This is a genomic window from Paenibacillus chitinolyticus NBRC 15660 (genome assembly GCF_000739915.1).
Taxonomy (GTDB): domain Bacteria; phylum Bacillota; class Bacilli; order Paenibacillales; family NBRC-103111; genus Paenibacillus_F; species Paenibacillus_F chitinolyticus.
The window spans coordinates 82,219-106,163 of the sequence record NZ_BBJT01000010.1 but is presented as its reverse complement, the minus strand read 5'-3'; the positions used below and the strand labels follow the sequence as shown (position 1 = coordinate 106,163).

Sequence of the window (23,945 nt, the reverse complement as noted above, 5' to 3'; positions counted from 1 at the left end):
GCTGATCACCTCTCTACTGTTTCCATGACGAAGGCTTCGATGATGTCCCCTTCTTTAATATCATTGTATTTTTCCAGGGAAATCCCACACTCATAGCCTTGCGCCACTTCTTTGGCGTCGTCTTTGAAGCGTTTCAGCGCGTCCACTTTGCCTTCGTAGACTACGATGTTGCTGCGAAGCAGACGAACTTCCGCATTACGCGCGATTTTACCGGAGGTAACCATGCAACCCGCAATGGTGCCCACGCCCGTAATTTTGAAGGTGTTGCGGACTTCCGCATGCCCGATAATGTTTTCTTTGAAAATCGGATCGAGCATACCCTTCATGGCTTGTTCAATTTCTTCAATCACATTGTAGATGATCCGGTGCAGACGAATGTCTACTTTCTCCTGATCCGCAGTTACTTGAGCGGCAGGCTCCGGACGAACGTTGAAGCCGATGATAATGGCATTGGAAGCCGATGCCAGAATAATGTCGGACTCGGTGATCGCACCTACGCCCGTGTGAATCATCTTCACGCGTACGCCTTCCACTTCGATTTTCTCGAGGGAACCGCGCAGCGCTTCGAGAGAGCCTTGAACGTCCGCTTTGATAATGACGTTCAGATCTTTAATTTCACCGTCTTTGATGTGCTTATACAGATCATCCAGCGTAACGCGGGAATTCGCCGTAAGCTCGGACTGGCGGAGCGTGATCGCACGCTTATCGGCAATATCGCGCGCTTTGCGCTCGTCTTCGAAGGCAAGCAGCGGATCTCCCGCTTGCGGAACCTCCGTGAGGCCGGTGATTTCAACCGGAGTCGAAGGGCCCGCTTCTTTAAGACGTTTGCCTTTATCATTTACCATTGCGCGGACACGGCCGAAACATACGCCTGCAACAAAACTGTCGCCGACTTTGAGCGTACCGTGCTGTACGAGAATACGGGCTACAGGACCGCGTCCTTTATCAAGCTCCGCTTCGATTACCGTACCTCTGGCGCGTTTATCCGGATTTGCTTTATATTCCTGAACCTCAGCCACGAGAAGAATCATTTCAAGCAGGTTTTCCAGGCCGATCCGCTGTTTCGCCGAAACTTCGCAGAAGATCGTGTCCCCGCCCCACTCTTCCGGTACGAGTTCATACTCGGTAAGAGCTTGTTTGATTTTTTCCACATTGGCTTCCGGCTTATCGATTTTGTTGACCGCCACGATAATCGGCACGCCTGCCGCTTTCGCATGGGAAATCGCCTCGACGGTTTGCGGCATAACGCCGTCATCCGCCGCTACGACGATAATCGTGATGTCGGTCACCTGAGCGCCGCGTGCACGCATAGTCGTAAAGGCTTCGTGACCAGGGGTATCGAGGAACGTAATTTTCTTGCCGTTCGCTTCAACCTGGTAGGCCCCGATATGCTGGGTAATACCGCCCGCTTCGCCTTCCGTTACGCTAGTATGACGGATTGCGTCAAGAAGGGTTGTTTTACCGTGGTCAACGTGACCCATAATGGTAACGACAGGAGGACGTTCTTTCAGGTCCGCCGGATCGTCCACTTCTTCCTCCAACTCGAACCGGTCGTCTTCGACGCGGATTTTCAGATCCACTTCGACATTGTACTCCCCGGCTACGAGCTGAATCGTGTCGAGATCGAGTTCCTGGTTGATGGTAGCCATCACGCCGAGGAACAGAAGCTTCTTGATGACTTCGGAAACGTCCTTGTGGAGAAGTTTCGCAAGTTCACCGACCGTCATTGCGCCGCGCACAATAATCTTCTTCGGTGTGTTGTCGATCTTTTCTTTCTTAACCATCGGCTCTTGACCGCGTCCGCGTCCGTTATTGCGCCCGCCGCGGTTGTTGCCGCCACGGTTGCCTGCGCCGCCGCGTCCGCCGCGTCCGTCGTCGAAACGGCTGGATTTGCTGCGGTCGTCGCGGTTGCCCTGTCTGTTGTCGCCCGTACGTTGACCGCCGCGGCCTGCATCCGCGCCTCCAGCCGGACGTCCGTCTGTTCTGCGCGGGGCTTGGCCCGGTCTTGCACCGGCACCGGCTGATCCGCCGCGGTTCTGGCCGCCTTGACCGCCGCCCTGCGGACGCTGACCGCCGCTGCCGCCTTGAGGTCCGCGGTTGAAACCGCCGCCCTGGCCGCCTTGCGGACGTGGTCCGCCGCCTTGACCGCCGCTCCGTGGAGCGCCGCCTTGGCCTTGCGGACGCTGACCGCCCTGCGGACGGCCTTGACCGCCGCTTTGCGGCCCGCGGTTGTATCCGCCCTGGCCGCCTTGCGGACGCTGTCCGCCGCCTTGGCCGCCGCTGCGCGGTGCGCCTTGGCCTTGCGGACGATCGCCGCGCGGCGCGCCCGTTCTTCCGTCTCCGCTCGGACGCGGTGCACGGTTGTCCTGGGAGCCTTGCGGACGTGCTTCCGCAGCCGGACGCTCCTCTTTCTTCGCTTGCTCGGAACCCGTTTGCTGCACAGGCTGCTTAGCGCTTACCTCTGCTTTAGGGTTGGACTGTTTGTCTGGTTTGGGTTGATTTGAATTTGGACTCACGTTACCTCCATCTGACCCTGCCCGTTTGGCAGCCGCATTCGCTTTAATGTCACGGAAAAAATTTTCTACGCTGCTGACCGCATTGTTTTCCATAACGCTCATGTGGTTGTTGACGGGTATATTCAAACGCTTCAGGATCGTTATAATTTCCTTGCTGCTCATATTCAAAGATTTGGCATATTCATAAACCCGAAGTTTATCCTTAGGATCTTGTTTATTTGTCAAACCCATTCACCTCCGGAGGTTATACCCGATACTTTTTCAGCATCCTGGCGAAGCCGTCGTCAACGACGGCAATCGTGACTCGAGCTTCCTTCCCTATGCTGGAACCAAGTTCCTCACGGTTGCCCAGGACCAGCAAAGGTACGTCGTATGAACGGCATTTGTCCTGAAACTTCTTGCTTGTATTGTCAGCCGCATCTTCCGCCAGAATGACCAGCTTCGCTTCACCCGATCGGATAGCCTTCAGCACGCTCTCTTCTCCGGTGACAAGCTTGCCGGCCCTCATGGCGAGACCTAAGTTTGAAAAATAATTTTTATTCGTCATCGTCCATCCCATCTTTGCCCGCGTGGAATTCTTCTTCCACCTGGATAAAATCCTGTTCAAGCTGATCATAAATGGGAGCGCCCACCGGTTGCTTCAGCGCACGGTCCAGCGCTTTGGATTTTTTGGCAAGCCTGAAGCAAGCCACTTTGCCGCACAAATAAGCGCCCCTGCCCGATTTTTTGCCTTTCAGATCGATTTGGATCTCCCCTTCGGGGGTACGAACGACCCGAATCAATTCTTTCTTCGGCATCATTTCCTGGCAGGCCACACATTTGCGCAGAGGTATTTTCCGCTGTTTCACGTCATCCTCACCTCGCCCCGCCGGCGTCAGTCAAAGCTGACGGAATCTTGATGCATTTCCTCGATCTGCGATCTCGGACGGCCGTATTCCTGCTCCGCCTGCGCCTCGCTCTTGATGTCGATTTTCCAGCCGGTAAGCTTGGCGGCCAAACGCGCGTTCTGACCCTTGATCCCGATTGCCAGCGAAAGCTGATAATCCGGAACGATGACGCGGGCCATTTTCTCGTTCTCGAACACGTTGACTTCAAGCACCTTCGAAGGGCTGAGTGCGTTGGCGACATACTCTTCCACGCTCTCCATCCAGCGTACGATGTCGATCTTCTCGCCGCGGAGTTCGCCGACGATCGTCTGGACACGCAGACCTTTGGGACCTACGCAGGAACCGACAGGGTCTACCTCGGTATTGCGGGAATGCACGGCGATCTTGGAACGGAAGCCGGCCTCCCTGGCAACGGACTTGATTTCTACGACGCCTTCGTAGATTTCTGGAACTTCCAGCTCGAAAAGGCGCTTGAGAAGCCCCGGATGTGTACGGGACAAAATGATTTGAGGACCTTTTGTCGTGTTTTCCACTTTGGTAATATACGCTTTAACACGCTCGCCCTGCTTGAATTTCTCGTTGGGCATGACCTCGGTGAGAGGCAGAACCGCTTCCACCTTGCCTAGATCGATATAATAGTGGCGCTGATCCTGACGCTGTACGATACCCGTAACGATATCTTCTTCTTTCTCGATAAAAGCATTGTAAATAAGTCCACGCTCGGCTTCGCGGATACGCTGCGTCACAACCTGCTTGGCGGTCTGTGCCGCAATGCGTCCGAAGTCTCGCGGTGTAACCTCAATCTCTACAATATCGTCCATCGTATAATTCTGGTTGATTTCCCGCGCGGCATGCAGCGTGATTTCCAGTCTCGGGTCCAGCACATCCTCCACGACGGTTTTGCGTGCATAGACGCGGATCGTGCCGGTTTGCCGATTAATATCCACGCGCACATTCTGCGCTGTGTTAAAGTTGCGTTTATAGCTGGAAATCATCGCGGCTTCAATCGCATCAATCAGCAAGTCCTTGGAAATGCCTTTCTCTCTTTCGATTTCAGCCAACGCTTCGATAAAATCCATGTTCATTTGAACCGAGTTCCCCCTTTCAATGGTTCGCAGACGCGGAGAACCGCGTCAGAATACGATGGCAAGCCTCGCGCTGGCCACTTTGCTGTATGGAATGGCGCTGCGTTTCTTCGGGGTTTGCACAACAAGCTCCTCGCCGTCAAACGACAGAAGCTCACCTTCGAATTCCTTGCTATTGTCAATTGGCTCGTATGTAGTAACAAATACATGTTTGCCAACAGCCTTCTTAATGTCTTCCGGTTTCTTAAGCGGCCTCTCGGCACCCGGTGAAGAGACTTCCAGGAAATAAGCCGTCGGAATCGGATCGTTCTCATCAAGCTTCGAGCTTAAGAATTCGCTGATGCGGCCGCAATCGTCGATGTCGATGCCGCCTTCTTTGTCTACGAATACGCGGAGAAACCAGTTGCTTCCTTCCTTGACATATTCGATGTCGACCAGCTCAAAGCCTTGCTCGTTCAAATAATCCAGCAGCATATCTTCCACGACGGATTTAATTGGTGAATTCATAGGTTTTCTCTCTACCCTCCTGTATGACCTTCCCGGTGAACCTGCCAAAAAGTCTTAGCAAAATGTAAAGAGTGGGTTTCCCCACTCTCCGGTTCACAGTCGATATCCTCATTATTGCCAAGAAAAATTATACCATAACCGTCTAAAGGTTGACAATAGTAAGAAAAAGTTACTCACCTTGTCAGCCCTGCGCTTCGTGTCCGCTAAAACAAGGACAACTGATTGGATTCCGGCAGTCCCCGGAAACAACCCATGCCGTTCAACAGTTCGACGACCGTCTTCGACGCCTTCGAACGGTTTTGGAAATCTTCAATCGAAAGAAAGTCCCCGCTGTCCTTGGAAGCGGCAATGTTGCGGGCCGCATTCTCCCCGATTCCCGGTACGGCCGAGAACGGCGGAATAAGCGAATCGCCGTCAATAATAAACTTCGTGGCGTCGGAGCGGTATAAGTCGATGGGCTTGAAGCTGAATCCGCGTGCGGTCATTTCCAGCGCCATTTCGAGAATGGAAATCATCGCTTTTTCCTTCGGAAGAGCCTGGAACCCTTTTTCCTCGATTTCGATCAGCTTTTTCATGATCGCATCGTAGCCCTGGCAGAGCAGTTCCAGATCAAAGTCCTCCGCACGGACCGTAAAATAGGTCGCATAGTACGCGATAGGATGGTAAACCTTGAAGTAAGCGGTACGCACCGCGGAAATAACGTAAGCGGCGGCGTGGGCTTTCGGGAACATATATTCGATCCGCTCGCAAGATTCAATGTACCAGGCAGGCACATTGTGCTTCTTCATGTCTTCCTTCCACTCATCGGTGAGGCCTTTTCCTTTACGTACGCTCTCCGTGATTTTGAAGGCCAGGCCCGCATCCATGCCGGCTTTATAAATGAGATAGAGCATAATATCGTCCCGGCAGCCGATTACGGTCTTAATGTTACAAATGCCTTTCTTGATCAGTTCCTGCGCGTTACCCAGCCATACGCCGGTTCCGTGGGAAAGCCCGGAAATTTGCAGCAAATCGGCAAAGCTGCTCGGATGAGTTTCCTGAAGCATCTGCCGGACAAACTTCGTTCCCATCTCGGGAACTCCATAGGTGGCTACGGGCGTCCGGATTTTTTCAGGCGGAACTCCAAGCGCATCCGTCGAATGAAAAATACTCATAACTTTAGGATCGTTCATCGGAATCGACGTCGGATCAATGCCGGTCAAATCCTGAAGCATACGCATCATGGTCGGATCGTCGTGCCCCAGGATATCGAGCTTGAGCAGGTTAGCGTCAAACGCGTGATAGTCGAAATGCGTCGTTTTCCACTCGGAATTCTTATCGTCGGCCGGGAATTGAACGGGAGTGATATCGTCCACTTCCATATAATCCGGCACGACGACAATACCGCCGGGGTGCTGTCCGGTGCTTCGTTTAACGCCGGTACAGCCTGAGGCCAGCCTTACAATTTCGGCGTTCCGCCACTTTTTGCCCTGGCCTTCCTCATACTTTTTCACATAACCGAAGGCTGTCTTATCCGCAATTGTACCGATGGTGCCTGCGCGGAACACGCTTTTTTCGCCGAAAAGAACCTTGGTGTAGTTATGAGCGACCGGTTGGTACTCCCCGGAGAAGTTCAAGTCGATATCGGGAACCTTGTCCCCTTTAAATCCGAGGAACGTTTCGAACGGAATGTCCTGGCCCTCGCCTTTAAGCTTGTCGCCGCAGGTCGGGCAGGTCTTATCCGGCAGGTCGAACCCGCTCGGAATGCTGCCGTCCGTAAACCATTCGCTGAATTTGCACGAGCGGCAAATATAATGCGGCGGGAGAGGGTTAACCTCCGAAATGCCCAGGAATGTGGCGACTACGGAGGAGCCGACCGATCCCCGGGAACCGACGAGATAACCGTCTTCGTTGGATTTTTTAACGAGCCGTTCCGAAATGAGATAGTTGGCCGAGAACCCGTATTTGATGATCGGCACCAGTTCTTTTTCAAGCCGCTGCACGACAATTTCAGGAATTTCATCCCCGTAAATTTGACGGGCCGTATCATAGCATGTGTTGCGGATTTCGTCGTCCGCTCCTTCAATGATCGGTGTGAACAGCTTGGTCGGAAACAGCTCGATTTCTTCAAAGCGGTCGGCCAGATCGTTTGTATTGCGCACCACGACTTCATGGGCTTTCTCCTGACCGAGGAAACGGAATTCTTCCAGCATCTCGCGCGTCGTACGGAAATGAGCGTCCGGCTTTTTCATGTCTTTGAGGGGACTAAAGCCGGTGATGCCATTGATCGTAATATCGCGCGCGACTTTGTCCCGGGGCTCCAAGTAATGGACGTTCCCCGTCGCAATAACGGGTTTCCCCTGTTTTGCGCCGATGGCGACAATCCGCTTCACCGCGTCTTCCAAATCGGCACGGCTGCCGACCAGCCCTTTATCCACCAGATGCATGTTGTAACTGACGGGCTGGATCTCCAGCACATCGTAAAACTCGGCAACATGCTCGGCCTCTTCCTGCGATTTGTTAAGAACCGTCTCGAAAAACTCGCCTTTCTCGCAGCCCGAAGCGATAAGCAGCCCTTCCCTAAGCTCAATGAGCCTGCTTTTCGGAATCGTCGCCACTTTATTGAAGTATTCCGTATGGGAAATGGAAATCAGTTTGAACAGATTTTTCTTTCCGACCGAATTCGCCGCATAAATGCAGCAGTGGAACGGACGCTGGTTCGACAAATCTTTCCCCACAAAATCATTCATACGTCCAAGATTCGTGATATTCCGGTCGTAGGCCTCGTTAATCAAATGCTGGAGAACATGTCCCAGTGCAATCGTATCGTCAATCGCCCTGTGATGGTTTTCCAGATTTACTTTAAATTTATCTGACAAGGTGTTCAGCCTGTGGTTTTTCATGGAAGGGAACAGCAGTCTGGCCATTTCCAGCGTATCGAGAACCGCATTCGTCATTTGTGGGTGGCCCAGTCTTTTCAAGTTGGCCTGGATAAAACCGATATCGAACCGCGCGTTATGAGCGACAAGCACGGAATCGCCGATAAAGTCGATGAACTTGGGAAGCTCGTCCGCGAGCTCCGGTGCGTCTTTTACCATCTCGTCGGTGATATTGGTAAGCTGCTGGATGTGATAAGGAATTTTTTCATGCGGCTGGATAAATGTAGAATAACGGTCGATTTCTTTGCCTTCCTGTACCTTCACGCCGGCAATTTCGATAATTTTATTGTTCAGAACGGACAGCCCCGTGGTCTCGATATCAAAAACGACGTACGTGGCCTGCTTCAAATCCGCATCAATCGGGTTCAAGACGATCGGAACGGAATCGTTCACCACATTCGCTTCAACGCCGTAAATGACCTTGATGCCGTTTTTCTTGCCCGCCTTGTTCGCATCCGGGTAGCTTTGCACCCCGCTGTGATCCGTGATGGCGATCGCTTTGTGGCCCCATTTTGCAGCCGTCTTGATGTACTGGTCGACCGGAGTGATTCCGTCCATCGTACTCATCGTCGTGTGGAGGTGGAATTCCACGCGTTTTTCTTCGGCGTCATCCATTCTTCCCTTAGGCGGCAGTACTTCGTTGATATCCGATGGGATCATGACAAGCTCAGGCACCATCATGAAACGGTCGTATTCCACACGTCCGCGCGCCCGGATCCAGCAGCCGTTGGAAAGCAGATTGAGAATGCGCACATCTTCCTTCGTCTTCCCGAACGATTTCAGCATAATGGAATCGGTATAGTCGGTGACATTAAACGAGTAAAGGGTGCTGCCGTTCCGCAGCTCTTTCACTTCCAGATTGAAGACAGCCCCTTGAATGGTGACTTTCTTCTCCTCTTCCACAATATCCTGGATCGGTACAGGCGCATCTTTGATATCGTAGCCGACCATCAGCCGGACATCCGCATCCGGGATGGCCGAAGCCTGCAGCTCCTGCTCGATGGACTGCATAATTTCCTGTGTAACAAGCTTCTCCTCTTCGACGATCTGCTGGGCAAACCGTTCGAATTCCTCGGTGCTTTTCTCATTGAGCGCATATTTCACGGTAAATTCGGTTTTAAAATAATCCTGGAAAAAGGATTTTACCCAGTTATCCATGTTCTTTTTCTTCGCGAGTTCAAAACCGATCTGATCCAGCAAAATCAAAGTCAGCTGATTTCCCTGCACTTCGGTTTTGGCTTTGCTCAGCCACCCGTTTACCGTAACGGCTTCGCGCTGTACCCACTCCAAAAAAAGGCTCCAATATTCTTCCACGAGCCTGCCCGGCTCGGCATTCTCCATGTGTATGACAAATCGCGTCTTGGCGATATGAGCGAACTTTTCTTGAACGTTCCGGCAGAAAGACCGGTACACGTCCTGCGGAACCAACTCCTGCTTTACCAGGTGGAAGGTCCACTCCCGGTTTTTCCGGCTGATTTCTACTTTGTCGATATACCCGTCCGCAAAATGGACCGTCGACATCTCGTGCGATATGTCCGCCTGCTTCATTAAAAGCTCGAACCTCTGCCTTTTATCCGGTGTATGACTCATGTCTTCCCTCCCCCAAGCTTCCGGCTTGCTCCGATTGCCGCCTTGCTCTCACCCGGCCGGAAAAAGAAAAGGACAAAGAGAGAAAGTAATCTCGTTTGCCCTTCATTGTAATCGTGCTTAATAAGATTTACCGAAAACGACGGTGTGTTTGGCTTTATCCCCGCAAACCAGACAGGTTTCTTTCGATTCCCGCGGCGAAAACGGAATGTTGCGGCTCGTTGCTCCCGCCTCTTCTTTGACCTGGGCTTCACAAGCTTCCGAACCGCACCAGCCTGCAAGCGCAAACCCGCGGTTCGTTTCCAAGTATTGTTTGAACTCATCCAGCGTGTCTACCGTGATCAAATGCTCTTCGAGGTGCTGCTTCGCACGGTTGAACATCTCCTGGTGTATCTCTTCCAAGAGCTGCTGAACTTCCTGAACGAAGTTGACCTGCTGAACGATTTTCTTCTCTCCGGTAATCCGGGAAACGAGAACGATCTGCCCGTTCTCCATATCGCGCGGTCCCAGCTCGACACGGATCGGAACGCCGCGCATTTCGTACTCGTTGAATTTCCAGCCCGGGCTTAGGTCCGCACGGTCGTCCACTCTTACCCGGACACCCGCCTGCTTCAATTCGGCAAACAGCTCATCCGTGCGTGCCACGACCTGCTCCCTCGTTTTAGGAGGACCTATCGGGATCATGATCACTTGTGTAGGAGCTACTTTAGGCGGCAGAGCCAGTCCGCGGTCGTCCCCGTGCGCCATAATCGTCGCGCCGATCAGACGTGTGCTTACTCCCCAGGAGGTGGTGTGTACGAACTGGTGCTGATTTTCCCGGTTCAAATATTTAATATCGAAAGCAACCGCAAAGTTGGTGCCGAGGTAATGCGAAGTACCCGCTTGTACCGCTTTGCCGTCTTTCATCATAGCTTCGATCGAGAAAGTATCTACCGCTCCGGCAAACTTCTCGGAAGGTGTTTTCTGCCCGATGATGACCGGCATGGCGAGGAAATTCTCGGCGAAATCTCTGTAAATTTCGAGCATTTGCATCGTTTCGCGGCGAGCATCTTCTTCGTCTTCGTGAGCGGTATGCCCTTCCTGCCACAAAAACTCCGTCGTGCGAAGGAATGGCAGGGTACGTTTCTCCCAGCGGACTACGTTCGCCCACTGATTGATTAGGAGCGGCAGATCACGGTAGGAATTGATCCATTCCGCATACATATGACCGATCATCGTCTCGGAAGTCGGACGGATGGCCAGACGCTCTTCGAGCTTCTCTCCCCCCGCTTCGGTCACCCAGGGAAGTTCCGGATTGAAGCCTTCCACGTGTTCTTTCTCCTTCTGGAAAAAGCTCTCCGGGATGAAAAGCGGGAAATAGGCGTTGCGGTGCCCCGTTTCCTTGAAACGCTTGTCCAGCTCGCGCTGGATGTTTTCCCAAATCTCGTAGCCGTCCGGCTTGAAGACCATACACCCGCGAACCGGGGAATAGCTCATAAGATCGGCTTTTTTGATGACATCAATGTACCACTGGGAGAAATCTTCACCCTGCGGTGTGATTTCCCGGACAAATTGTTTATCTTTGGACATACGGATCCTCCTACGGAAGTCCATCCGGCGGGGCAAACGCAAGTTTTGCCAGGTCGGACGGACAGGCATCGTTTCACCTAACGGTTACATCTATCTATCATAATACAGATTAGCTTTTAATTAAACGTAAAATATCGTTGTAGGTCACGGCGACCATCAATAGCATGAGCATGGCAAAGCCGATAAAGTGAACCATGCTTTCGCGGTTGGGATCAACCGGCTTGCCGCGAACCGCTTCGATGGCGAGGAATACAAGCCGGCTTCCGTCCAGCGCAGGAAACGGAAGCAGGTTAAACAGCCCTAAATACAGGCTGAGCAGCGCGACCCAGTAAATGTACGATTCACTGCCGTGGCTGGCGAATTCGCCGGTTACCTGCACGATACGCACCGGACCGCCCAGGTCGTCCATTTTGAACTGCCCCAGCACGAGCTTCTTGAATCCGTCGAGAATCCCTACCGTAGAGGTCGAAACGTAGTTGCAGGTGCCCTTCAACGTTTCGCCGAAGGAAGCCGAACGCTTGTCTCCCGTAATATAAACCCCGACCTTGCCGTTCTCGTCCGGAGTAATTTCGATTTTCTTCTCCGCGCCGCCCCGCTGGATCACCCAGTTCATTTTCTGGTTGGGAGAGGAACCGACCACTTTCATAAAATTCTCGCGATTGTCCCCGATCGTTTCCTGGTTCACGGACACGATGACGTCTCCGGCCATTAGCCCGGCTTTCTCGGACGGACGGCCTGGCTCCAGCTTGTCGACTTTAACGTTCGTGGGAACTCCCTGCATAATGACGAGGGTAAGGAACAGTACCGCGGCCAGCAAAAAGTTCATAACCGGCCCCATCAGAATGGACAGGAAACGCTGGCCCACTGTCTTGCTGCCAAACTGTCGGTCCAGTGGTGCGATCTGTGTTTCCACGCCGCGGGTAACCATGAGGGCATCCGGCTGAACGGCATAGCGGACCTGCTCGTCTCCCACTTCTAGCTTTACAAAAAGGTCTTTTTCCAGATCGATCTGCTGCACGGAGCCTTGGATGACGTTCGCCCGCTGATCAAGCTGGTCCAAATATAGCTTGGTTACTTTATTGTCCTTGTTTAACTTCACGGCAACCGTCTGGCCATCCTGGATTTGTACGATTTCCGGATCCTCGCCGGCCATGCGGACATATCCGCCGAACGGGAGCAATCTCAAGGTGTAACGAGTTTCGCCCTTTTTATATGAGAACAATTTTGGTCCGAACCCGATAGCGAATTCACGCACCAAAATTCCGGCCCGTTTCGCAAAATAAAAATGTCCCCACTCGTGAATCGTAACGAGGACGAAGAACATAAGGACGATTTTCAGTCCTGTTTCAATGCTTCCCAACCCGCATCTGCCTCCTCCGGCGCTTTCTCTCCTGAAAGCCGTCTCGTTTATGCTTACGTATGTTCCTAATGTACCATTATTGAGCGGCCTAATACAAGCAATCGCCTATGTCAGTATACGCGGGAACATGGAGCTCATAGACTAAAAAACCGGCCGTCCGGAAAATTTCCGGAGCGGTCGGTTTATCCTTCATCGAGGCTCAGCCGAGCAGAGACGCAGTTTCACGCGCCCACCGGTCGGCTTCCAAAATATCACCGATCTGCGGACTGCTCATGACCGAGTGTCTTTGCAGACATTCTTCTATGATGGTTTCAATGCGGAGAAAAGGAATCTCTCCCTGCAAAAACTTCGCAACGGCTTGTTCATTAGCCGCGTTGAACACGGTTGGCGCCGTACCCCCGGTTCGGCCGCTTTCGTAAGCCATCCGGAGGCAAGGGAACCGGTCGAAATCCATGGGCCGGAAATTCAGTGTAGCGATTTCCGCCAAATCCAGGGATTTCGCTGATGAAAGCAGCCGGTTCGGGTAGGATAGCGCATATTGGATCGGCACGCGCATGTCCGGGTTTCCGAGCTGGGCTATAATGCTGCTATCCTTGAACTCAACGTAAGAGTGGATGATGCTTTCCGGATGCAAAATCACACCGATTTGATCGTAAGGCAGGTCAAAAAGCCAATGGGCTTCTATCACTTCGAGCCCTTTGTTGACCATCGTGGCCGAGTCGATCGTAATCTTTGCGCCCATGGACCAGTTCGGATGGTTCAACGCCTGCTCGACCGTAACGCCTTCCAGCTCCGCCCGGGTACGGTCCCGGAAAGAACCGCCGGAAGCCGTAATGGTAATTTTCCTGACCTCTTCCCGGCGTTCGCCGTTCAGACACTGGAAAATCGCGGAATGTTCGCTGTCGATGGGCAGCAGCCTCACACCTTTGCGGTTCGCGGCTTCCGTTACCAGATGCCCCGCGCTCACAAGCGGCTCTTTATTCGCAAGGCCGATCGTTTTGCCCGCTTCAATCGCGGCGATCGTCGGTTCCAGCCCCTGGTTGCCGACTACGGCCGTTACGACAAAATCCGCATCGGTTCCGGCCGCCGTCTCCAGGAGCCCCTCTTCACCGAACAGAATACGTGTACCTGCGGGTATTAAAGCGGACAACTGATCCGCCAGTTCCCGGGTGGCCACGGAAGCCAGTTTCGGCTTGAACCGGCGGATTTGCTCGGCTAGAAGCTCCACGTTCCGTCCGCCGGCAAGGGCCTCTACGGTAAATTGATCCGGATGATGGGCAATGACATCAAGCGTTTGCGTGCCGATCGATCCTGTCGAGCCAAGTATCGCTATTCGTTTATTCATATTCTCCCCCGTTGAATAAGCCTGAGCCGATTCTGTCTATTGGACGGGTACTTGGATTCAGGAAGGAATCAGCGCTAGCCAGTGGACAAGCGGAAAAACGATAAGCCAGCTGTCCACACGGTCGAGAATTCCACCATGACCCGGCAGAATGGTCCCCGTATCCTTAATTCCCTTCACCCGCTTGTAGGCGGATTGCATAAGGTCGCCGAGCTGCCCCGACACGGCAATAACGACACCGATCAGCACCGCGCGAGCCGGAGACAGAAGTTCGGGACGGGCCAGGGAAAAACAGAGTCCGGCTACAATAGCAATCAATACTCCGCCGAGGGCTCCCTCGACCGATTTCTTAGGGCTGATTACCGGCCACAGCAAGTGTTTGCCGAATTTCGATCCGACAAAATACGCGCCGGAATCCGTCGCCCAAATGCAGACAAAAATCAGAAGCGTCCAAAACAAACCATGCTCGGGTATCCACCGCGTCATGATCATATAATGAAATCCGACACCTATGTACACGACTCCGAGAAAAAGAAGCGACACCATGTCGATGGTAATTTTGTTTTTGGACAAGACCGTCGCGGCCATCAGCACGAAGGCGGCTCCCCAGATCAGGCCGACCTCATTGAGCTCATAGGTAAACCGGTGCATTTCCCATGGAAGGGTCAGCAGAATCAAGGCGATCATGCCGACCAGCCATGTGATTCGGTGGTCTTTCAACTTGTTCATTCGCACATACTCATCAAAGCCGATAATGGCCATTAGTACGATCAAGGCGGCAAACCAATTGCCGCCGACAGCCAGCAGGCCCAGAAATCCGGCTCCGGCTATCGCTCCCGTCAGAATCCTCTGCTTCAATGCTTCATTCCTCCAAACCGATGCTTACAAGCCTCCGTATCGTCTTGCCCGTCGTTGGTATTCGGCAACGGCCCGGTAAAAATGCTCTTCCGAGAATTCAGGCCAGTAAGCTTCCGTAAACCATAATTCGGTATAGGCGAGCTGCCACAGCAGAAAATTGCTAAGCCTCAGCTCTCCGCTCGTCCGGATCAGCAAGTCGGGGTCAGGAAGCCCGGAAGTGAGCATATACGAAGAAAATGTTTCCTCCGTCAATTCTTCCGGCCGAAGTTTGCCTTCCTGGACATCCTTCAGCACATCCTGAACGCCGGCGAGCAGTTCCTTGCGGCCACCGTAATTCAGAGCAAAGTTTAGGATGAGGCCTGTGTTATTCTTTGTACGCTCGATTGCATCTTCAATGGCATTCAGTGTGTAATCCGGCAGGCTTTCTTTCCAGCCGGTCATGCGGATCCGCACATTACGCTCGATCAGTTCCTCAATCTCCAGCGGAAAGAACTCTTGGGGCAGCTTCATGAGGAATTCGACTTCCTCTTTAGGACGCTTCCAGTTTTCCGTGGAAAAGGCATACATCGTCAGCACCTTGACTCCGATGCTGTCAGCTGCAATGGTGATTTTCTTCACATTCTTCATACCGGAATGGTGCCCGGCCACACGGGGAAGTCCGCGCTGTTTCGCCCAGCGTCCGTTTCCGTCCATGATAATGGCAATATGAGACGGAACGTTGTCCAACTCCAAATGGGGAGACTTCTCGTCCTGTGCAGACTCGTTTCCAAGCCATTTTTTCAGTTGATTGAACATCTTTTTTCCCCCACTATGGAAAGATGAAAAGCCCCCGGTATTTCAGGGGGCGACGATAGCCGTTTACACTTCCATAATTTCTTTTTCTTTACCTGTCAGGACTTTCTCGACTTCAGCCGTGAATTTGTCCGTAAATTTCTGAATATCGTCCTGGTGACGACGGGACTCGTCTTCGGAAATACCGTTTTTCTCCTGCTTCTTGATGTCATCATTGGCATCGCGGCGGATATTACGGATCGCAACTTTGGCCTCTTCCCCGTATTTACGAGTCAGTTTAACCAGATCGCTGCGGCGTTCTTCCGTAAGCGGCGGAATGACAAGTCGGATCACCGTACCGTCGTTAGCCGGAGTCAAGCCCAGTTCGGACTTGAGAATAGCCTTCTCAATAGCTCCCATGGAGCTTTTATCCCATGGCTGAATGATCAGCGTGCGGGAGTCCGGCGTGGAGATGTTAGCCAGCTGGTTAACCGGAGTCATCGCGCCATAGTATTCCACTTGGATTTTATCGAGCAGCGCAGGGTTTGCGCGGCCTGCACGCAGAGTGGCCAGATCGCGCTTGAGTGCGTCGATAGCCTTGCTCATCCGCTCTTCTGCATTCTTTTTAATCGATTGCGGCATACGATTATACACTCCCTTTGACAATGGTACCGATTTTTTCGCCGAGGACTACCCGTTTAATGTTACCATTTTCTGTGATCGAAAATACGATAAGCGGGATATTGTTGTCCATACACAGCGAGGAAGCGGTTGAATCCATCACGCCGAGATTTTTGTTAAGCACCTCAAGATAAGTGAGGGTCTCGTATTTCTCAGCCGTTTCGTCTTTGAAAGGATCCGCGGAGTAAACTCCGTCTACTTTGTTCTTAGCCATCAAGATAACTTCCGCTTCAATCTCAGCCGCTCTAAGCGCAGCCGTCGTATCCGTGGAAAAATAAGGGTTACCTGTTCCGGCAGCAAAGATGACGACTCGGCCCTTCTCCAGATGACGAATCGCTCTTCTGCGGATGTACGGCTCCGCTACCTGCTGCATGGAAATGGAGCTTTGCACACGGGTCGGCACGCCCATATTCTCCAGCGCGTCCTGCATAGCCAGGGAATTCATGACCGTTGCAAGCATGCCCATGTAGTCTGCCGTAGCCCGGTCAATGCCTTTGGCACTGCCTGCAATCCCGCGCCAGATGTTGCCTCCGCCCACGACGATAGCAACTTCCACCCCGAGATCGACCACATCTTTCACCTGCAGGGCGATAGAAGAAATGATGTCCGATTCGATCCCGAATCCTTGCTGTCCGGCAAGAGCCTCACCGCTCAGCTTTAAGATTACTCTTTTATACAAAGGTCGCTCCAACTTTGGTACCCTCCGTTCTGACAAATCAGCTTGCTTCTATCTTTCTTGTACCGTTTCTGTTTATAAAAGAAGGAACACAATGTGTTCCCGCTTTTGGTCCGTTCGGTATTAGGCGTTGCCTTTAGCTTGTGCCATTACTTCTTCAACGAAGTTGTCGACTTTCTTCTCAAGACCTTCACCAAGCTCATAGCGAGCAAAGCGGCGGATGGAGATGTTCTCCCCGATCGTGCTGATCATTTCGTTCAGCAGGACGGATACCGTTTTGTCCGGATCTTTGATGTAGGATTGTTCCATCAGACAAATTTCTTCGTAGTATTTGTTGATGCGGCCTTCAACCATTTTGTCCACGATGTTAGCAGGTTTGCCTTCGTTCAGCGCTTGGTTGCGAAGAATTTCTTTTTCTTTATCAAGCTCTTCTGTCGGAACTTCTTCACGACGAACGTAGGAAGGGTTCGCAGCGGCGATTTGCATGGCGATACCTTTTACGAAATCACGGAAGTTGTCCGTTTTGGCTACGAAGTCAGTTTCACAGTTAACTTCGACCAGAACGCCGATGCGTCCGCCGGCATGAATGTAAGATTCTACAATGCCTTCGGTAGCTGCGCGGCCTGCTTTGTTAGCGGCAGCGGCAAGACCTTTCTCACGAAGGATTTCGCTTGCTTTCGTCAGATCGCCGTTTGCTTCGTCCAACGCTTTTTTGCAATCAAGCATGCCTGCGCCTGTTTTTTCACGCAATTCTTTTACCATTGCAGCTGTTACTGCCATAATAGGGACCTCCCTAAGATTGTAAGTATTTTAAAAAAAGGGCGGTGATAGGCTCAAGTGCCTTCAGACCACCCTTTTCCTGTTACGTTCGTTTATGTCGATTAAGCCGTTGTTTGTTCGCCTTGGTTAGCTTCGATCACAGCGTCGGCCATTTTACCAGTCAGCAATTTAACAGCGCGGATCGCGTCGTCATTACCTGGGATAACATAGTCGATTTCGTCCGGATCGCAGTTCGTATCAACGATACCTACGATTGGGATACCAAGTTTGCGAGCTTCTGCAACTGCAATACGCTCTTTGCGTGGATCAATGATGAACAGGGCGCTAGGCAGGCCTTTCATGCCTTTGATGCCGCCGAGGAATTTATCGAGGCGATCTTTTTCCTTGTTCAGGATGATAACTTCTTTCTTAGGAAGAAGTTCGAACGTGCCGTCTTGCTCCATTTTTTCAAGCTCTTTAAGACGGTTGATACGCTTTTGAATCGTTTGGAAGTTGGTCAGCGTGCCGCCGAGCCAGCGTTGGTTGATGTAGAACATGCCGCAACGTTCCGCTTCTTCTTTAACGGAGTCTTGAGCTTGTTTTTTGGTGCCTACGAACATGATCGTACCGTTCTCAGCAGAGACCGATTTAACGAAGTTGTAAGCTTCCTCAACCTTTTTAACCGTTTTTTGTAGATCGATAATGTAAATGCCGTTTCTTTCAGTGAAGATGTATTTGTCCATTTTCGGGTTCCAACGACGGGTTTGGTGACCGAAGTGTACCCCAGCTTCTAGAAGCTGCTTCATGGAAATTACTGCCATCCTCACACACCTCCTCAATAAAATGGTTTTAGTGTAATGCTCCTCCGATGGCCGCATCTCCGTATAAAACTCGCCGCGCGCAAAGCCCGGACAAGCACCGTTATACGAATTAACCATCGTGTGTTTTTAACACCGTCAATAACTATACCACAAGTAGCATGCGGGATGCAACAGCGTTCGGAGACAACTTTCGGCAAGATTTTCAATCCGTGAAAGCTTACCTTCAGACGGTATCATTATTCCCGGCCGCACGTAAAATAAGACCCTCGCGCGATGCAAGAGCCTTATTTTTATTCCGGCTTGCTGGTGAGATTCTGAATGATCTCGTCCAGCGTCGGTTTGCCTGTAAATTTATGAACGCCCGACTTGATCTTTCCCGTTGCCACCTTAGCCGCCATCGCCTGCTCAAATTGCTCCTGACTTTCGACTAACCCGCTCACGAAAACGATCTTGGCCACCTGGCTCGACCTCATTCCCGGTGAGATGTAGAGGGCGGTTATTTGAGGCTGCGCCGAAGGAGCGGGCTGGGTGGAAGGCGTTTTCGCTTTCTCCGCCTCCAACTGCTTTTGCAGTTCCTGTTCATGCTGCTCTTTCGTGAAGACGGGCTGGTTTTTGTCAAAAACCTGATAGTACTTCCCGGCTTCGGTTTTCAGCTTGTTCATGTCCATCTGTTCAATGGAAACAGCGGAATTCTGCGATAACGGCTGGACAGGCTGGGCGGCCGTTATCATCAACTGAAGAAGAGCCGAGCCCACGATCATGCCGATGCCGATTCCGGCCAGCAGCGCTTTATTTACTTTCATCGGAATGTCCCTCCCGTTTGGCCAGCTGCATGATCAGCATGACTTCCCCTTTGTTCATCCCGAGCTGTTTGGCGATCTGCTCCGTCGATCTTCCCTGGTCATGCAGCTCAAAAAGGGCGGCATACCGGGCGCGCACGGAGAGGTCCGGCTCCGTTCGGGGAGCTTCCTGCGGCGGCTGGACAGATGCGGCAGCAGCTTCTGCCGGGAACTCCTCCGTCTGCGAAGGACGGGGCGTTGACAGGGCGGACCCGTGCGTCTGAACGGCAGGTTCCCCGTAGACACGAGGCTCCGTGCTCCGGGACCCGTGCCGGGAAAGCTCCGACTCGGACTCGCGGCCTCCATGCACCGCCGCCCCGTTCCCGTCCGCGCTGCGGCGTTCCAGCACTTCAAGCCTGGCGGTCAATTTGGCGACCTCGAGCTTGTGCTCCCTCTGCGTCTCTTTGAACAGGTCAATGAGCGCCTGGTTCTGCTGCTCAAGGTCGGACGCAAAGTGAGCCATGCTCTCTTCCAGCTCTTTTACGAGCTGGGCCGAAGGCGCCTGCCCGCCTTTTTTTGCAGCCGAGCGGGGAATCACTCCCGCAAACACCACAATAACGAGGCCGAGAAGAACAATCATCTGCCAAGGTTCCATTTTAACATCACCTGTACTTTCCAATCTTCCTTTATAGACTCAAGTCGATATGCGAGCCTTTAAAAGGGTGAACCGCCTTGGGCGGCTCTGCTTCTTGAGAAGGAGGGGCCTTCCTCTGCTGCCGGCCCCGTCCGCCTTGACCGTCGTTCTGCCGGCCCTCTTTGCGGATTTGAGCCTCCTCGCTCTCCCCGATTTTCTCGCTGGCTTTCCGGTTATGTTCGGCGTTCTTCTCATTTTCCGCTCCCAAGAGGACCTGATCCATCTCGGGTTTGTGGTTCAACTGCTGCTGCCGGATTCCGGCCTGATCGTTCTTGTGAACCGCGAACTGCAAATCGACCGGTTTCATATCCATACAAGTTCCACCTCGTCATTTTCGCTCGTTATTGGCTTGATCAGAGAGCTTTTACTTAGGCATATAGGCGCTGTGCCCGATATCGCCTGCAACAAGCTGGAACACGACATGGCTCATCGGATCTTTGATGAACTTCGTGTATCGGCCGATCACGATTTTGGCTCCTCCATATACGGTAGAGATCACTTCTACACTGGAGCGGTCGCTGTCTTCAAGCGATTTCTCCATTTCAAAAATCCGTTCACGGAGCTCACGCTGTTCTTCTCCGGACTGGCGTTTTGTATGATTCAGCTTAATTCGCAGCGCTACTTTGTCCGGTCCGAGCTGGCCGGACGCCGCCAACTGGTCCAGCAAAATAAGGGCTTTGTCCGTCTTGGACTGATTTTCCGCAAGCGCTTTGAGCTGGGAACGAAGCTGAATCAATTCATTGCGAAGCTCCGGCAGCACTCCCACCTCGATTGCAGTCGCGTTGGAGAGGGAATTTCCGATCGTTCTGGCGATCACCTTCTCGCCGGCTTGAACGGTTCCGCCCACAATCAGCCCTTTGGGCCCGTTGCAAGCGACGGTTTTACCCGCACGTATTGTCGAATGAAGAATACTTTGAGAAACGGTAACCGTATCCGCCGCTTCTACTGTCGCATCCTGGATAAAGGAAGATTTCACATTGTGCCCGGCCCGGATTACGGCTTTGTTCCTGCCCACGATACCCGCGGTTATTTCAACGGAACCGCTTGCTTCGAGTTCAGCCGCTTCCACACCGCCGACTATGCGGATATCCCCGGAAGCTTTGATCTTAAAACCAGGGCTCACGTTTCCGCGAATGACGACAGTCCCGACGAAATCGATGTTACCCGTCCGGTAATCCACGTCTCCATTCACCTCGTATACGGGGAACACGTTTACTTTGCTCCGGTCCGTGTAGGTGACGAGCCCGTCGATGGCGGCGTAAATGGCTTTCTCTTCGTTATCCGTTACGACATTTTTTCCGAGTTTAAACCTGGCCTCCTTGCCTTCGCGCGCCGGCAGCGGCTCTCCGGTTACGGCTTTGCCGGGTGTTCCTTCGGTCGGGGAAACCTTTTTGCCGATGATTTGGCCCTTTCTGATATTGTTCAAGGTGGATACTTCTTTGAGATCAACGCGTCCGTCTTCCGTCTCGACAGGCTTATGCGTATCGTTGTTGCGCCCGTACAAATAATCGACGTATCCGTCCGTTCCGTTAACAGGGCGGGTGCCTTGGGCGATCACGGTTTCGGCGAGCAGATAAGGCTGCGGATCTATCGCTATGCGGAGCAGCGCCTCCGTATCGAGTCCATGAACGATGCCGTTCGCTCTGGCCAACCCTTGCAGCTCGTCAAACGTGACCGTAAAATCATCCCCGACATCGGCAAACTTCAGTAAGGATGTCAACTTATCGTCCGTGACGGAAATCCTAATGATTTGGTCCAACTCCAAAATCCGGTCCATCCTGTATCGACAACCTTTCCCGGCAGCTTCTATTTTTCAAACAACTGAACTTTATATCGACTCAAAACTCCTCTTAATCGCAGCATGGCTTTGGAGTGAAGCTGAGAAATACGGGAAGGCGACAGACTCATCACTTCCGCAATCTCGCTCAAGGAAAGTTCTTCGAAATAAAACAGGGAAACGACGATCCGTTCTTTCTCCGTCAATTTCTCTATCGCCCGCGCAAGAGTTTCTTTGAGGTAAAATTCGTTAACGGTAAATTCCGGATTTTTAGCACGCTCGTCCACCAGAAGCGAAAGCCGGGTTTCGGATTCCTCTTCACGAATCGGTTCGTCTATGGAACAAATGGAGGTTACGGCGATTTCCTGAAGCATGTGCTGAAACTCATCCTCCGTAACCTGGAGATAATCGCTGATCTCTTCATCCGTCACGGTCCGAAGATATTTCTGCTCCAGCTTCTGATACGCTTCCTCGATTTTTTTGGCCTTCTCGCGTACGGAACGGGGAACCCAGTCCCCTTGTCTGAGGCCGTCGATAATAGCCCCGCGTATGCGCCAGGACGCGTAAGTTTCGAACTGCAGACCGCGTTCGTAATCAAACTTCTCGACGGCGTCGATCAGACCCATGATTCCGAAGCTTCCGAGGTCTTCCTTGGAAACGTTCTTGGGGAGACCAATCGCCAAACGGCCCGATACGTATTCGACAAGAGGCAGGTACGTTTCAATCAGCGTTTGCTTGGCTTCTCTGGAACCGCCCTGCTTCCACTGTCTCCACGTATCGAAATGCGCCAGATTAGGTTTTTTATCAATCATGGCTGTACACCGTCCTTATTCTTCAGACATTTGACGAAGGGCTCTGACCGATTGCTCGGTGTCAGGTTGCTTCCGGGTAACTAGCTTCGTGGGAAGCAGCGGCGCAAATTCCGCTTCCTCCCTGTCCACTCCGTCCGCCGCTTTCTGCGCGGTTTCGTCGGGAGTAGTCAGATCGAGATGCTGGCCGAGATTCTTGTTCGGAGACGGCCCTTCTGCGGCGGCCGCAGCCGTTTCATTTACGGCCGTACTGTTAGCGGATAGGAGCAGGCCCATAATAAACCGAAAGCCGAATGTGACAACGAATAAAATGATAAAACTATAAATGCTTCGCAGCAGTGTGGTCAGCCAGACGTTGCTGCTTAACGACAGGAGAAAGGTGAGGACGAAGGAGACGGCACCGACTATGAAGTTCCAGCGAATCGTTCCCGCCATCTCTACAAATCCTTCAAGCCGTGCTGTACGCTTCGAATCGTCAGCACGCCCGTATCGCAGTTAAGTTCAATCGTTCTTCCATAGTTCTGGCCCGTATCTTCACCTTTGACTCGAATCTTGTATCTGATCAACATTTCTTTGCATGCCTCTACATTACGAGGTCCAATTCGCATCGTATCGCCCCCTCCGGCAAAAGCGAACATTTGAGCTCCCCCTGCCAGTTTCGCTTCCATCCGATTGATTGAGGCACCAAGACGGGTCATCCGGTCGATCAATTCGGGAATGGCGGTATCCGCATATTTGGCAATGTTGACGGTGCCTTCTCGGGCGATTTCGGATGTCGGCAGCATGACGTGCGCCATTCCGCCGACTTTGGCAAAGTCGTCGAACAAGGTAAGCCCGACGCAGGAACCGAGTCCCGTCGTTTTAAGCACGCCCCCCGGCATGCCGACATTAAGATCCGCCATACCGACTTTAATGATCGTCTGTTGATTCATGTGCCTCTACCCCTAGTGCCGCAAATAATTTCCCAAACGATTCCGGGTCCGGAATAAGGAAGAAGTTTCCTTGCACTTCTTCGTTTCCTTCCAAGAACTTCGTGTCAATCAGCAGTGCCTGATCGCCCATCTCCCCGAACTGCAGCAATCCGTAGCTTAAAATGGCTCCCGCCATGTCGATGGCCAGGGAAGGTACGGTAGGGAACATAGACAACCGAGTAAAATCCGCCAGCGAGGACAAGTACGATCCCGCCAAAATGTTCCCGATTTCGTTTAAGGCCGAAATTTCCAGTTCCGTATATTCACCGCTGTCTGAAAGCTCCATCCCGATTAGGGAAAACAGCATCCGTTTGGCGGATTCGAGATTCAGAATAAAAAACATATTGCCGGGAGCATCCCCGACCACCCGCAAAAAAATAGCGAGTACGACTTCCTCCGCTCCGCCCACGATTTCGGGAATCTCCTCGAAAGGAAGAACCATGACTTTCGGAACGAGCATATCCACAGGCTTGTCCAGCAGGGTGGACAGAGCAGTGGCCGCATGACCGGCACCGATGTTGCCGATTTCCTTGAGCACATCCAATTGATAATCCGCCAACTGCCTGAACGTATCCACT

General features: G+C 52.4%; 23 protein-coding genes. All 23 read right to left on the bottom strand.

Annotated features, from left to right (window positions below):
- Window positions 1-5: 5 nt before the first annotated feature.
- The 23 genes from infB to PCH01S_RS21795 all read right to left on the bottom strand — a co-directional run bounded on the left by infB (window position 6) and on the right by PCH01S_RS21795 (window position 23,944).
- Window positions 6-2,747, bottom strand: a complete 2,742-nt coding sequence (gene infB / locus PCH01S_RS21905) for a translation initiation factor IF-2 (protein WP_042233063.1) — start codon at window positions 2,745-2,747, stop codon at window positions 6-8.
- Between the two features lie 13 nt (window positions 2,748-2,760).
- The gene (locus PCH01S_RS21900) at window positions 2,761-3,063 is read right to left on the bottom strand and encodes a YlxQ family RNA-binding protein (RefSeq protein WP_042233061.1); all 303 of its coding nucleotides are present in this window, start codon (window positions 3,061-3,063) and stop codon (window positions 2,761-2,763) included.
- The gene (gene rnpM, locus PCH01S_RS21895) at window positions 3,053-3,364 is read right to left on the bottom strand and encodes an RNase P modulator RnpM (RefSeq protein WP_042233058.1); all 312 of its coding nucleotides are present in this window, start codon (window positions 3,362-3,364) and stop codon (window positions 3,053-3,055) included. Before rnpM ends, PCH01S_RS21900 begins: the two co-directional genes overlap by 11 nt.
- A gap of 26 nt (window positions 3,365-3,390) precedes the next feature.
- Window positions 3,391-4,488, bottom strand: a complete 1,098-nt coding sequence (gene nusA / locus PCH01S_RS21890) for a transcription termination factor NusA (protein ID WP_009672008.1) — start codon at window positions 4,486-4,488, stop codon at window positions 3,391-3,393.
- Window positions 4,489-4,536: 48 nt separating this feature from the next.
- Window positions 4,537-4,995, bottom strand: a complete 459-nt coding sequence (gene rimP, locus PCH01S_RS21885; RefSeq protein ID WP_042233055.1) for a ribosome maturation factor RimP — start codon at window positions 4,993-4,995, stop codon at window positions 4,537-4,539.
- Window positions 4,996-5,198: 203 nt separating this feature from the next.
- Window positions 5,199-9,503 (bottom strand): PolC-type DNA polymerase III, encoded by a 4,305-nt coding sequence (locus PCH01S_RS21880; protein WP_042233053.1) that lies wholly within the window; start codon window positions 9,501-9,503, stop codon window positions 5,199-5,201.
- Between the two features lie 117 nt (window positions 9,504-9,620).
- Window positions 9,621-11,069 (bottom strand): proline--tRNA ligase, encoded by a 1,449-nt coding sequence (proS, locus tag PCH01S_RS21875; RefSeq protein ID WP_042233052.1) that lies wholly within the window; start codon window positions 11,067-11,069, stop codon window positions 9,621-9,623.
- 109 nt (window positions 11,070-11,178) lie between these two features.
- Entirely contained in the window at window positions 11,179-12,429 is a 1,251-nt protein-coding gene (gene rseP / locus PCH01S_RS21870; protein WP_042233050.1) for an RIP metalloprotease RseP, read from the bottom strand.
- Window positions 12,430-12,628: 199 nt separating this feature from the next.
- Entirely contained in the window at window positions 12,629-13,774 is a 1,146-nt protein-coding gene (locus PCH01S_RS21865) for a 1-deoxy-D-xylulose-5-phosphate reductoisomerase (protein ID WP_042233047.1), read from the bottom strand.
- Between the two features lie 57 nt (window positions 13,775-13,831).
- Window positions 13,832-14,629: a phosphatidate cytidylyltransferase gene (locus PCH01S_RS21860; RefSeq protein WP_009676789.1), complete on the bottom strand. Its 798-nt coding sequence runs from the start codon at window positions 14,627-14,629 to the stop codon at window positions 13,832-13,834.
- A 24-nt stretch (window positions 14,630-14,653) separates the two neighbouring features.
- Complete coding sequence (locus PCH01S_RS21855) at window positions 14,654-15,424, bottom strand: isoprenyl transferase (RefSeq protein WP_042233045.1); 771 nt, start codon at window positions 15,422-15,424, stop codon at window positions 14,654-14,656.
- Between the two features lie 63 nt (window positions 15,425-15,487).
- Window positions 15,488-16,042 carry a ribosome recycling factor gene (gene frr / locus PCH01S_RS21850; protein WP_042233043.1) on the bottom strand — a complete coding sequence of 185 codons (555 nt, stop codon included), beginning with the start codon at window positions 16,040-16,042 and terminating at the stop codon, window positions 15,488-15,490.
- Between the two features lie 4 nt (window positions 16,043-16,046).
- Window positions 16,047-16,772, bottom strand: a complete 726-nt coding sequence (pyrH, locus tag PCH01S_RS21845; RefSeq protein WP_042233041.1) for a UMP kinase — start codon at window positions 16,770-16,772, stop codon at window positions 16,047-16,049.
- 108 nt (window positions 16,773-16,880) lie between these two features.
- Window positions 16,881-17,537: a translation elongation factor Ts gene (gene tsf / locus PCH01S_RS21840; protein ID WP_042233039.1), complete on the bottom strand. Its 657-nt coding sequence runs from the start codon at window positions 17,535-17,537 to the stop codon at window positions 16,881-16,883.
- Between the two features lie 101 nt (window positions 17,538-17,638).
- Complete coding sequence (gene rpsB, locus PCH01S_RS21835; RefSeq protein ID WP_009676777.1) at window positions 17,639-18,337, bottom strand: 30S ribosomal protein S2; 699 nt, start codon at window positions 18,335-18,337, stop codon at window positions 17,639-17,641.
- Between the two features lie 290 nt (window positions 18,338-18,627).
- Window positions 18,628-19,140 (bottom strand): hypothetical protein, encoded by a 513-nt coding sequence (locus PCH01S_RS21830; RefSeq protein ID WP_042233037.1) that lies wholly within the window; start codon window positions 19,138-19,140, stop codon window positions 18,628-18,630.
- Window positions 19,127-19,771: a hypothetical protein gene (locus tag PCH01S_RS21825; RefSeq protein ID WP_042233035.1), complete on the bottom strand. Its 645-nt coding sequence runs from the start codon at window positions 19,769-19,771 to the stop codon at window positions 19,127-19,129. Before PCH01S_RS21825 ends, PCH01S_RS21830 begins: the two co-directional genes overlap by 14 nt.
- Window positions 19,772-19,802: 31 nt before the next feature.
- A complete protein-coding gene (locus PCH01S_RS21820; RefSeq protein ID WP_042233033.1) occupies window positions 19,803-20,123 on the bottom strand; it encodes a hypothetical protein in 321 nt (106 codons plus the stop codon).
- Between the two features lie 51 nt (window positions 20,124-20,174).
- Window positions 20,175-21,587 carry a DUF342 domain-containing protein gene (locus PCH01S_RS21815; protein ID WP_042233032.1) on the bottom strand — a complete coding sequence of 471 codons (1,413 nt, stop codon included), beginning with the start codon at window positions 21,585-21,587 and terminating at the stop codon, window positions 20,175-20,177.
- A gap of 29 nt (window positions 21,588-21,616) precedes the next feature.
- Complete coding sequence (locus tag PCH01S_RS21810; RefSeq protein WP_009676771.1) at window positions 21,617-22,399, bottom strand: FliA/WhiG family RNA polymerase sigma factor; 783 nt, start codon at window positions 22,397-22,399, stop codon at window positions 21,617-21,619.
- A 15-nt stretch (window positions 22,400-22,414) separates the two neighbouring features.
- Complete coding sequence (locus PCH01S_RS21805; RefSeq protein ID WP_042233029.1) at window positions 22,415-22,831, bottom strand: hypothetical protein; 417 nt, start codon at window positions 22,829-22,831, stop codon at window positions 22,415-22,417.
- Between the two features lie 2 nt (window positions 22,832-22,833).
- A complete protein-coding gene (locus tag PCH01S_RS21800) occupies window positions 22,834-23,328 on the bottom strand; it encodes a chemotaxis protein CheD (RefSeq protein ID WP_042233027.1) in 495 nt (164 codons plus the stop codon).
- Window positions 23,306-23,944 carry a chemotaxis protein CheC gene (locus PCH01S_RS21795; RefSeq protein ID WP_042233025.1) on the bottom strand — a complete coding sequence of 213 codons (639 nt, stop codon included), beginning with the start codon at window positions 23,942-23,944 and terminating at the stop codon, window positions 23,306-23,308. Before PCH01S_RS21795 ends, PCH01S_RS21800 begins: the two co-directional genes overlap by 23 nt.
- Window position 23,945: the final 1 nt, after the last annotated feature.